This window comes from Marinomonas sp. UCMA 3892 (assembly GCF_012726345.1).
Lineage (GTDB): Bacteria > Pseudomonadota > Gammaproteobacteria > Pseudomonadales > Marinomonadaceae > Marinomonas.
The window spans coordinates 18,837-30,320 of sequence record NZ_PTXN01000027.1; the positions used below are offsets into that span (position 1 = coordinate 18,837).

The following is an 11,484-nucleotide window of genomic DNA, read 5'->3' on the forward strand; positions in this document are numbered from 1 at the left end:
TTCCATTTTATCTTATTCGCAAAGCGCTTCATGCTCATATTTCTACAAGATCACTGCTGGCCAGACTTAATAAAACAATTCTACCCTTACAAATCAAATAATCTCACAAAGGTAGTAATATAAATAAAAAAACGCCCCATAAGGCGTTTTTTTCGATTAGAGCGTAAAAAAACTAAGGCTCAATTCACTATTATTCGTCGTCTACAACTCCGTCATCCGGATAATCATCGGATAACTCATAAGCATCATCACCCATGTCATCATTTGCTAAGAGCAAAGCATCCTCATAAGCACCACCAAACTCAATACGGGTAATATCATACAAATCATATTCGAACGTATCATCAAACCAACGCGCATCAGAGCCAATTTCTTCTAGCTCATAAGTTACGGCGTCAGCACGAACAACACGACCGATTTCACAGCTATCTGGCTCAATCTCTTCGCGATGAAGTGTGACCAAACCAAACTCTTCGCTGATATCAATTAACAATACTGCTAAATCATCAAGCTCCACTTCAGGGTCAACAACTTCTTCCCCTCGAAGCGCTAGTACTTTTTTCTGGAAGTCATTAAAAGGAGCCGGATGAGCAAAGTCACTAATGTCCTCTAAAAAGAGAATTTGATAACCGTTAAGACGAACACTATCATCCACCAATTGGAGCAAAACCATTTCTTCATTGGCATCCACTACAAAACCGTCAGTCCAGCCATCTGGTCCATCCAATTCTTCACGAAAAATGCGAACAACATTATTTCGAGTGCGGGCTTTTTCCAATTCGATGAGCATATCGGCTCCCTAAAAAAACGTAAAAAATAAACAAACGCTAGTGTAAACCCTGCCAGCGCAAGGAACAACTATCATAACACGTTAGAATCACTGCAACACTTCGTGCCAATTTTCGATCATATTAATCAGGTCTTCTAAGCCACATTCTGCTTGAATACCATCTGTTGAGGTTTGATAAAAACTCTCTTGGGAATCAAACATGGCTTTTATTTCTTCTTCCGCAGAATCCAAATCTACCTGTCGCGAAACATGAACACCTTCTTCACTCAAAATCACGTCAAAAGGACCATGCTTAAATTGCGTCGTCTCCTTCTCTGTTTCTGCCAATCGAGCAGCCATCAAAACTCGTTGAATACTTTCTAAATCGCGAACATATTCAGAAACCCATTCGCCAATCGCGGCAAATTCGTATCCAGTATAAATACGATACGCATTTTCGTCCTGATCAAAGGCAATTTCATAATCCATGACCGTGAACCTCACTATTTGTCATCTATGTTCTCATCTTGCTGAATAGTTAGAGCTTGTTCCGAAGATTCTACTTGTTCTGTCGATTGAGCATTTCGATAAGCACGATTACTTGCTTGCTGCCGTTGCGGAATAGCGGCTGCCAATCGAGCTTGCCTTTCAGCTTCTTTCTTCGCTTTAGCCTCTTCAACCAAACGCTCTTCATGGGCAATCATGTCTGGCGTTTCCATAACATAAGGCCCAATGGCACCGGTTCTTACATCATTTAAAAATACTTCTGCCGCTTTATGCATATCGACCTTACCACCCGCTCGCAACGCACCTCGCTTAGAGCCAATAATCTTCAGCACTTCATAAGGATCAAGCGAGACCTCTTTTAATTTATAGCGAGTTGTAAGTGACTCTAAATAATCAGCAATAAAAAACTTCAGGCCAGCCAAAGCGACATCTTCATAATCAATCGCAGTATCACGAACAGCACCTGTCACAGCCAAACGATAACTGGCATCAGGATTTTCAATTTTTGGCCACAAAATACCCGGTGTGTCCAATATCTGAAAACCATTCGTTACTTTTAATTTTTGTTGAGACTTAGTTACAGCCGGCTCATCACCCACTTTCGCCACTCGACGACCTAACAGAGCATTCATCAAACTGGACTTTCCAACGTTAGGAATACCAGCAATCATGGCTCTAATCGGCTTTTCAGCACTACCCCGATGAGGAACCATCTGGCTCACCCATTGACTTATTTTGGCAACATCCGCTTTGTCTAACGTAGAAAAAGGATGAGCTAAAATAGACTCGTTACCATGCCAATGCTCTAACCATAAGTCTAGTCTAGCTTTGTCTGCTAAGTCTTTTTTATTCAACAGACGAAGCACAGGTACTTCTCCACGCAAAGTATTAAGCATGGGGTTCTGGCTGGAATCGGGGATACGGGCATCCAACACCTCGATAACGATATCTACTTGCGTCATGACTTCTTCGATTTCTCGACGCGCTTTATTCATGTGCCCTGGATACCACTGAACGCTCAACCTAACTCCCCCATTCTAACCAAGTCTTTTTCGGTGGCGGATTCTACCACAAGTTACTGTAAGAGAGAGATAAAATACTGCGTTCCTAACTCTCGAGTTTTTATTAAGGGCTTTTATTAAAATGATCTAATCTGACCTAAGTCAAGGCGACCAATCAGAAAATATCTATACTCGTCCATTCCAGATAAACGAAGGCGAGGAATCTGCACCGAGCTAAATTCGTTTATCTGGTTGTTCTCTCGATCGGGCCTGCTATGAAATGCATAGCACAAAGGTCCATTAGCCGAGGCTGTGTGTGGCCTCGGCTTTTTTCATTTCTTGTTTCACGTAATCTAATAAATCTGGATATAAGGCTAAAAACGGCGCTTCGGCCTGATTAATCACATTTGGTAAATCATCAACAAAACCCTGCAAATGCTCACCATGCTTCCACCGACGCATAATAGAATGTATCGCTCTATCCACACCGTCTAGCGTCCCCAAGTTAGATAACCAATTTTCATATTCCAATGAGCTAATCATGTTTTTCAAACGCTCTGGACTGCGATGCTTATCTTTTACTAAACCAGCAACAGCCTGCTCACAAAAAATGTCCAACGCAACAGGACTAAATTGTGTCCATTTCTGTATTAGCCAATAGTCCATGGCGATGTCTTGTATAATACCTGCAAATCGTCGACGCCCTTTTCGTTCCATACCACGAAACAATATACTTGCCTCATGCTGATCCACCATGACATCTACTTTTTGGTGCAAACGCCAACCTACAAGTAAATCTGCGTCTAAATGATTTGCGTCAACGGGAAAGTCGCCAAGCAAGTTACCAACCCAAGATGTATTCGTAATCGCTGCAATGTGAAGATGCGCAAAATAATTCATATCCACCCATATTGTTAAGCTGATTATTTAAATAAAACATAATTCAACTTTAATTGTGCTTAAAATTATGAGTCTTGCTGTCTTTTTACTCATTTTTTTGTAAAAATGCTGGGTCGTCCGAATGGTCAAGATTTATGAACACAAAAAACCATACCTTACAAGTCACACTCAACAATGAGACCTGAAACAATGAAGAAAAAGGTTATTATAGTCTGCTGTTTAGCTCTACTCTTCTGGAATAAAGCAACAGCAACGACACTAAGAATGGCCTTTGACGCGGACCCAATATCATTAGACCCTCATGAGCAGCTGTCGGAAGGCACGCTACAGTTTTCTCATCTTGTTTTTGATCCTTTATTACGCTGGAAACAAAATGGCCAGTTTGAGCATCGTTTAGCAACAAAATGGGAGCGAATTGACAACCTCACTATGCGCTTTCACCTTCGCCACAACGTCACCTTTAGTACAGGTAACCCGTTCACGGCAAAAGACGTGGTTTACACCATTGAGCGATTAAAAAAATCTCCTGATTTTCGTGCCATGTTTGACACAATAAAATCCGTCTCCATGATTGACGACTACACTATTGATGTTCACACCACTTACACTAATCCATTGCTCCTCAATATCATGACTTATGTCTTTCCAATGGATAAAATCTTTTACCAAAATCAAGACCAAATTATTAAATATGGCGAAACCTTCGCGTCTCGAAATGTATCTGGAACAGGACCCTTTATACTAACCGAACGTGAGTTAGGTAGTCGTATGGAGCTTGAACGTAATCCAAATTATTGGGATACCACATCAATCGGCAATGTAGACAAGATTATATTAACCCCTATTCGTGCCGACTCGACAAGATTAGCCGCCCTTTTATCTGGCGACGTAGATTTTATTTTTCCTGTCTCACCAATTGATATTGAACGGACAAAAAAAATCAAAGGCATTCAGCTGGTTACACTGCACAGTACGCGTATTTTATTACTCCACATGAATCAGCAACGGCGCAAAGAATTCCAAGATATCCGAGTTAGAAAAGCTATTAACTTAGCGGTCAATCAACCATTAATCGTCGACAAAATTTTAAAAGGCTATGCCATACCAGCCGGCCAACTAAGCTCAGACCGTTTTCTCGGGCATATCAATAATTTAGAACCTGAGTATGACCTAACAAAAGCACTAGAACTCATGAAGGAAGCGGGATATGAAAAAGGCTTCCGTATCAGCATGATGGCACCAAACAATCGTTATATGAACGACGAAAAAGTAGCCCAAGCGATTACCGCAATGCTGTCTAGAATCAACATAACAGTCGATTTAAAAACCTTGCCTAAAGCTCAATATTTTAAAGAGTTCGATAATCGCAGTGCAGATATGATGATGCTAGGTTGGCAGTCAGATACAATGGATTCAAACAATTTATTTGAGTTTATTATCGCTTGCCCCGATGCCAAAACCGGAATGGGCGCTTATAATGCTAGCGAATATTGTCGATCCTATATTGACGACGATATCCGTCAGGCAAATCGGGAGATGAACCCTGAAAGGCGCTTGCGTCTTATGCAACAGATAGAACGAACCTTATATAATGACGCGGCTATTGTGCCATTATATTGGCAATCTCTCACTTGGGCAGCCAAAGATAAAGTCAAAATACAAGATATAGTCAACGATCAAAATTATCCCCATATAGGAGATCTATTCATTGAAGAATAGTGAATACACCAGTCTCTCAACGGGCTTTCATCAAGAGAACATCATATCAATGACGAATGGGGATCTAATCGCCCCATGCTGATTTTCCTACTCCGACGCGTCATGCAAGCGTGCTTTGTTATGATCATCATTAGTCTTATCAGCTTCGCTATACAAGATAAGCTAGGTGATCCAGTTCAGCAAATGGTTGGCATGTCAGTATCTCAGGACGAACGCAATCAAATTCGTAACGAACTAGGATTAAATGATGGTTTTTTCCTTCAATATTGGCGCTTTGCTAAAGGCGCAATCCACGGTGACCTAGGAACCTCGTACTACTATAAAGAGCCCGCGCTTGACGTAATTCTTGAAAAACTTCCTGCCACCTTAGAATTAGCTTTTTGCTCTATTTTACTGGTTATTCTTGTTGCAACACCTTGTGGTGTTTTAGCCGCAATCAAACCCAAGCACATGCTTTCTCGCTTACTAATGATAATCAGCTCTATCGGCCTCTCTGTCCCTATTTTTATTGTTGCCATTCTAATGGTGTACATATTTTCTATTGAATTAAATATGGCACCCAGTTTTGGACGAGGCCAAACGATAGAAATATTCGGCTTATGGGAAAGTGGGCTTTTTACAAAAGATGGTTTAAAACACTTACTTCTTCCTAGTTTGACGCTGGCAATTGCTTTGATGCCTATTTTTGTTCGCTTGATACGTGCAGAAATGATGGAAGTATTGCAGTCAGAATATATACGCTTCGCTTGGTCAAAAGGCCTATCAGCACGACGTATCTATTTTAAGCATGCATTAAAAAATACCATGTTACCCGTCATAACAGTGGGGGGAATCCAAGCAGGAACATTAGTGGCTTACACCATTTTGACCGAAACCATTTTTCAGTGGCCAGGCATGGGATTTTTATTTATGGACGCGGTTAGCCGAGTCGATACTCCACTTGTTTCTGCATACTTGATTGTCGTGGGCGGCATCTTTGTTATTACCAATACCTTTGTAGATTTGATCTATGGGTTGGTTAACCCAACTGTACGTTTGGCGAGTCACGGACTATGAAGTACATTAAAAAAGACTTTATCCACCCCACTTCAGACAATCGTTGGAACCATATCGTATCAGGTTTTGTGGGCGACAAACTCGCGATGCTGGCCCTACTCATATTTCTATTCTATTGCCTAGTCGCCTTACTCGCGCCTTTGGTTGCACCTTTCGATATCGTCGATCCGGCATTTATGGATTTGATGAATGCGGAAATTGCTCCCAGCTGGATAAGTGGTGACAATCGTTTTCTATTAGGCACGGATGCACAAGGTCGAGATTTACTGTCAGTTATTTTATATGGCACACGACTCTCTCTTACCATAGGTATCTGTGCTGTTTTAATTCAAGTTACACTAGGTATTTGCATCGGTTTAATGGCTGGTTATTTAGGTGGTCGCATTGACAACTTTTTGATGCGCTGCGCTGATATTCAATTGTCTTTTTCAAATATGATGGTCGCAATTGTTTTCCTAGCGATCTTCCAATCCTTATTTGGTATGGCCCGATATCAGCAACTCGCAATGGTCATCCTGATTCTAGTCATTGGTTTAACAGAATGGCCGCTCTTTGCCCGAACCATCCGTGCATCAGTGCTAGCAGAAAAGCAAAAAGAATATGTAGATGCCGCTAGAATTATGGGCATTAGCTCAAAGCGCATTATGTTTCGCCATATTCTACCGAACACTCTTTCACCAATCTTAGTGATTTTCACTGTTCAAATTGCAAACGCTATTGTTGCCGAAGCAGCCTTGTCCTTTTTAGGTCTTGGCATGCCAGCGACAGAGCCGTCTCTTGGCTCGCTCATCTCAGCAGGGTTTGCCTATATGTTTTCAGGCTCTTGGTGGATTTGTGTCATCCCAAGCGTCACACTGATTATTTTAATTTTAGCCATGAATTTACTTGGCGATTGGTTGCGCGATCATCTAAATCCAAGGACGTATAAAGATTAATATGAGACTTTTATTAACACAGTATTGGCAAGCACAGCAGTCGTGCAAAGGTCTCGCATGAATTTACTAAGCGTCAGCCACTTACACGTCAACTTTCACATGAAAGAACAAGAACTCGCGGCCCTTATTGACGTCAGTTTTACTTTAAATCGTGGTGAACGAATTGCTATTGTTGGTGAATCAGGTGCTGGAAAATCGGTTCTAGGATTCTCCATTGTAAATCTTATTGGCAAGCCAGGTTATATAAAATCTGGCTCGATCAAGTTAGAAAACAAAGAAATTACCAAGATGAATTTGCGTCAGCTGCAAGAAGTTCGTGGCAAACGCATCGCCATGATTTTCCAAGACCCGATGATGACACTAAATCCTGTGCTGACTATCGGAGATCAGTTGGTCGAAACCATCCGCAGCCATACTAAAATTTCTTATAAAGATGCCCGTAACATTGCCATTGAAAAGTTACATCATGTGCAAATTGCATCGCCAGAAAAACGCTTCGACCAGTATCCACATGAATTGTCTGGCGGCATGAGACAAAGGGTTATCATCGCTTCCGTCTTGTTGCTCAATCCAGACATTATTATTGCGGACGAACCCACTACCGCTCTGGATGTAACGATCCAAGCGGAGATACTGCAACTTCTACTGGCCATCTGCCGAGACAATGGTGTTGCTCTTGTGCTAATTAGTCATGACCTTGGTGTAGTTTCTAAAGTCGCCGAACGCACCTTAGTCATGTATGCCGGTCATGTTGTCGAAGAAGGCCCTACACTAGAGATCATCAACGATCCTCAGCATCCTTATACTCAAGGATTACTGAATGCCTTACCACAAATGACATTGCCGGGCCAGCGCCTAAACCAAATCCGAGGCAGCATGCCCTCGCTCGCGGAGCGGCCATCAGGTTGCGCATTCCATCCACGCTGCCCTTACGCCACACAAAAATGCCGACAAGAACAACCCCGCTTTATTTACAGTGGTGTGTCTAGCGTTGCCTGCTTTTTGGTCGAAGATATGCTTAATGAGTTCGCTGATAAAGATAAGGAGGCAAGCTAATGGCAACTCCTCTTATTCAAATTAGCGGCTTAGAAAAAGCGTTTACGTCAAATGAAAGTTGGCTTAGCCAATGGCGATTCCGTCACGGCAAACTTACAAGACATAAAGACAGCATTCATGCGCTCAATGGCGTTAACCTTACAATAAACCAAGGCGAGACATTGTGTGTTGTGGGTGAAACTGGCTGTGGAAAATCCACCCTAGCACGCGCCATTATGGGACTTACAACACCAAGTGCGGGTGAAATACATTACCTTGATCAACGTATCGATCAATTAAATAACCGTCAGCGCATGTTTTTCCGACGTCGTATGCAAATGGTTTTCCAAAATCCTTATGCGTCTCTAAATCCTCGAATGACGGTTTATCAAACATTAAGTGAGCCAATTTCCTTCCATAACCCACAGTTTTCGCAATCTCAAGTGGATGAGAAAATTGATGAGCTTTTAGAGTCTGTCGGCATTTCTGCTTCGAGTTCAGATCGTTACCCTCATGAATTCTCAGGTGGTCAACGTCAACGAATCAGCTTAGCTCGCGCCCTGTCGGTTGAACCCGACTTTATTGTCGCTGATGAGCCATTATCAGCATTAGATGTATCAGTACAAGCACAAGTACTGAACCTAATGATGGACAAACAAGAAGAACGCAACCTTAGCTATCTTTTCATTACTCATGACTTAGCGGTTGTCGAACATTTTGCTACCAGAGTAGCGGTAATGTATTTGGGACGAATCTGTGAGCTTGCGCCTACAGGAACATTATTTAGCGCCCCAAAACATCCTTATACTCAAGCCTTATTATCCGCTATCCCAAGACTAGACAGTAATACCGCGCAACCAATTCGATTAATAGGTGAAGTCCCAACACCAACAGAAAAACCAATTGGCTGTGTTTTTCAGGCACGCTGCCCTTATGCAAATCAGCGCTGCTATGAAGCGTCTCCTGCCATGACACTACAAAGTGATGGCAGTAGTGTGGCCTGTCACGCTATTGAGGAGGGCCGACTATGATCCCTCTCTTGTTTACCACGTATTTTACAGCTTCTGCTCGTCAGGAGGCCCCATGGAAATAAGATGGCTTGAGGACTTTATTGCCCTAGCGAAGACACGTCACTTTTCGCGTGCTGCAGATGAACAAAACGTGACTCAACCGACTTTTAGTCGACGCATTAAATTACTCGAAGAAGAAATGCGCGTTACTTTAATAGACCGCAACACCCTACCTTTATCTTTAACCCCCGCAGGTGAGGTATTTCTTCAAAGTGCTGAATTAATTACTAGACAGCTTAGAGACGCCAAAGAGCGGTGCCAAGAAATTCGCAAACAAGAAGAATCACAAATACGCTTCGTGACCACGCAAACTCTGTTTCTCAGCTTTTATAAAGAAGTCATCGAGCCATTTTGTCAAAGCATCGATATGGATCTAGATATCAATATGAAATCTAGCTCTTGGCTAGGTATAGACTTTGTTAACTCTCTAATGGATCAACAATGCGACATAATGCTTTGCTATTGGCATCCTGCTATTAACTTCATTCGCGCCCTTGATGATGAGCAATATGAGCACCTTGTGATTGCCGAAGAAACCCTAATTCCATGTAGCGCAACCAACGCAACAGGAGAACCTAAGTTCACACTCCCAGGCGCTAAACGCAAACCATTACCTTATATTGGCTATTACGAGAATTCTTTCTTACAGCCGGTTATTCATCACCATTTACAAAGACAAAGAGAGATTCCGCAACTGCAAACGATCTCTGAGAACTACCACTCCGTCAGCATCAAAGCTATGGTGAAAGAAGGTTACGGTATTGGCTGGATTCCAAAACGCTTAATGTTAGACACATTAAACTATGGAAAAGTCGCTTTAGCAGGTGAGGAAAATTGGAATATCCCGCTTGAAATACGCATGTATCGATCTAAGTTCAATCAAAATCCAAATCTAACCCAATTTTGGGAAGCCCTTAAAGACAAGATTGCTCGCAACAGCCCTCTTTAACGCGATCAACCTACAGCCTCATAATTTATGAAAAAGGAGAAAAACCTCAAATTTTAACGAATTAATCCTCAGAGCCCTGTTCATTAAGCGCCACTATCATGGGATCACTCCCCATGGAGTTTGCCCCTAACGCCTTACTGAATAAGTAACCTTGACCAATATCACAGCCAAAATCTTGCAACATTATTAGCTGATGAATATCAGTAATACCTTCTGCAATCACTTTAAGTCCTAAATCATGACTCAAACTAATTATCGCATGAGTCAATGCCGCGTGCTTCTTGTCCTCAATGATATTACGAATAAAAACTTGATCTATTTTAACATAATGAAATGGCAAATCTTTCAAGTAGCCTAAACTCGAATAACCTGTGCCAAAATCATCAATGGCCAACTTCATTCCAAGACGACTAAGTTGACGTAAAAGCTCGGCACATCTTTCCGCATCTTCGATCAGAATTGATTCAGTCACTTCAATTTCTAAAAGACTCGGATCGACCTGATATTTATCCAATAACGCCAATAACTTAGGTAAAAAATCGATTCTTTTAAGCTGTGCAGCAGAACAGTTAATAGCGATAGGCGGCACCGTAATACCTTGCGCTTGCCATTCTAATATATGACGAAAAGCTTGTTCGAAGACCCAGTCACCCAGAGGTAGAATAATGCCCGTTTGCTCAGCAATAGGAACAAATTCTGCGGGCGAAACCATGCCAAGCTCCTCATCATTCCAACGTAACAAGGCCTCCATCCCTACGCAACGCTCTGTTGTAAGGTCCACTTTAGGCTGAAAGTGAAGCTCTAAATTCCCGCTCTGCAACGCTAGACGTAGCCGAGTTTCAATTCGCACATTGCGCGCAAACCGACGCCCCATATCGCCATCGTAAAAATGATAGGTAGCACGCCCCGCTGTTTTTGCTTGATATACAGCCATATCGGCATTTTTAATTAAGGTAACCGCATCTGTACCAAACTCAGGATACATAGCGACACCAATGGAACAGCCAATATCAAGCGTTAGCCCATCCACAAAATAGCTCTGACTCACTTTTTGTATCAAATCTTTTGCGAAGACATCTAACACCGGCACACCCTGATCATCAGACTGTACAAGCAACACTAGAAAAGCATCGCCTCCTAAATAACCAATGACAGCATCATCAGGCAAAATAGACCAGGGCAAACGCATGAACATTTTCTGAACAGTGTGTGCTGCATTTGCATTTAATCCGTGTTTGATGAATGATCGTTCCCTTTTGATGCCGATGACTCTATTAGACCGTATGATGCTGTTAAATGACCCACGCCAGCAAGCAAAATGTACCCACGATTTAGGGGAAGTGGTTTTCATGACTACCTGCGCGTTGCTTTGTGGTGCGGATGACTGGGAGTCGATTCAATTCTTTGCGGACACCCGAAAGGATTGGTTCAAACAGTTTTTACGCTTGCCAGGCGGCATCCCATCACATGACACCTTTAACCGTTTATTTTCTCTGTTGGACCCGGTCTGTTATCGAGAAATGTTCTGTGGCTGGGTGCAGGA

At 42.3% G+C, this 11,484-nt stretch carries 12 protein-coding genes; 7 read left to right on the top strand and 5 right to left on the bottom strand.

What is annotated here, in order from left to right:
• Positions 1–190 precede the first annotated feature (190 nt).
• The 4 genes from B6N13_RS22365 to B6N13_RS22380 form a co-directional block, all read right to left on the bottom strand.
• Complete coding sequence (locus B6N13_RS22365) at positions 191–790, bottom strand: hypothetical protein (RefSeq protein ID WP_169460660.1); 600 nt, start codon at positions 788–790, stop codon at positions 191–193.
• A gap of 87 nt (positions 791–877) precedes the next feature.
• Positions 878–1,258, bottom strand: a complete 381-nt coding sequence (locus tag B6N13_RS22370) for a YacL family protein (protein ID WP_012069398.1) — start codon at positions 1,256–1,258, stop codon at positions 878–880.
• Positions 1,259–1,272: 14 nt separating this feature from the next.
• Complete coding sequence (gene ylqF, locus B6N13_RS22375; protein ID WP_169460661.1) at positions 1,273–2,298, bottom strand: ribosome biogenesis GTPase YlqF; 1,026 nt, start codon at positions 2,296–2,298, stop codon at positions 1,273–1,275.
• A 279-nt stretch (positions 2,299–2,577) separates the two neighbouring features.
• Positions 2,578–3,177 carry an ACP phosphodiesterase gene (locus tag B6N13_RS22380; protein ID WP_169460662.1) on the bottom strand — a complete coding sequence of 200 codons (600 nt, stop codon included), beginning with the start codon at positions 3,175–3,177 and terminating at the stop codon, positions 2,578–2,580.
• A 189-nt stretch (positions 3,178–3,366) separates the two neighbouring features.
• Here B6N13_RS22380 and B6N13_RS22385 point away from each other — a divergent pair, with 189 nt between their 5' ends.
• From B6N13_RS22385 to B6N13_RS22410, 6 genes are all read left to right on the top strand, one after another.
• Positions 3,367–4,896 carry an ABC transporter substrate-binding protein gene (locus tag B6N13_RS22385; RefSeq protein ID WP_048813970.1) on the top strand — a complete coding sequence of 510 codons (1,530 nt, stop codon included), beginning with the start codon at positions 3,367–3,369 and terminating at the stop codon, positions 4,894–4,896.
• Between the two features lie 75 nt (positions 4,897–4,971).
• Entirely contained in the window at positions 4,972–5,952 is a 981-nt protein-coding gene (locus tag B6N13_RS22390; RefSeq protein WP_012069394.1) for an ABC transporter permease, read from the top strand.
• Positions 5,949–6,887 (top strand): ABC transporter permease, encoded by a 939-nt coding sequence (locus tag B6N13_RS22395; RefSeq protein WP_169460663.1) that lies wholly within the window; start codon positions 5,949–5,951, stop codon positions 6,885–6,887. Before B6N13_RS22390 ends, B6N13_RS22395 begins: the two co-directional genes overlap by 4 nt.
• Positions 6,888–6,944: 57 nt before the next feature.
• Positions 6,945–7,943, top strand: coding sequence for an ABC transporter ATP-binding protein (locus B6N13_RS22400; RefSeq protein ID WP_012069392.1), 999 nt, complete (start codon positions 6,945–6,947; stop codon positions 7,941–7,943).
• Positions 7,943–8,953, top strand: a complete 1,011-nt coding sequence (locus tag B6N13_RS22405) for an oligopeptide/dipeptide ABC transporter ATP-binding protein (RefSeq protein WP_012069391.1) — start codon at positions 7,943–7,945, stop codon at positions 8,951–8,953. Before B6N13_RS22400 ends, B6N13_RS22405 begins: the two co-directional genes overlap by 1 nt.
• Positions 8,954–9,005: 52 nt before the next feature.
• Positions 9,006–9,941, top strand: a complete 936-nt coding sequence (locus B6N13_RS22410; RefSeq protein WP_072837992.1) for a LysR family transcriptional regulator — start codon at positions 9,006–9,008, stop codon at positions 9,939–9,941.
• Between the two features lie 61 nt (positions 9,942–10,002).
• Here B6N13_RS22410 and B6N13_RS22415 read toward each other — a convergent pair whose 3' ends face one another.
• Positions 10,003–11,130, bottom strand: a complete 1,128-nt coding sequence (locus tag B6N13_RS22415; RefSeq protein WP_169460664.1) for a bifunctional diguanylate cyclase/phosphodiesterase — start codon at positions 11,128–11,130, stop codon at positions 10,003–10,005.
• A gap of 49 nt (positions 11,131–11,179) precedes the next feature.
• Between B6N13_RS22415 and B6N13_RS22420 the strand changes: the two genes are divergently transcribed.
• A partial coding sequence (locus B6N13_RS22420) for a transposase family protein (protein ID WP_169460665.1) occupies positions 11,180–11,484 on the top strand: 305 nt, incomplete at its 3' end.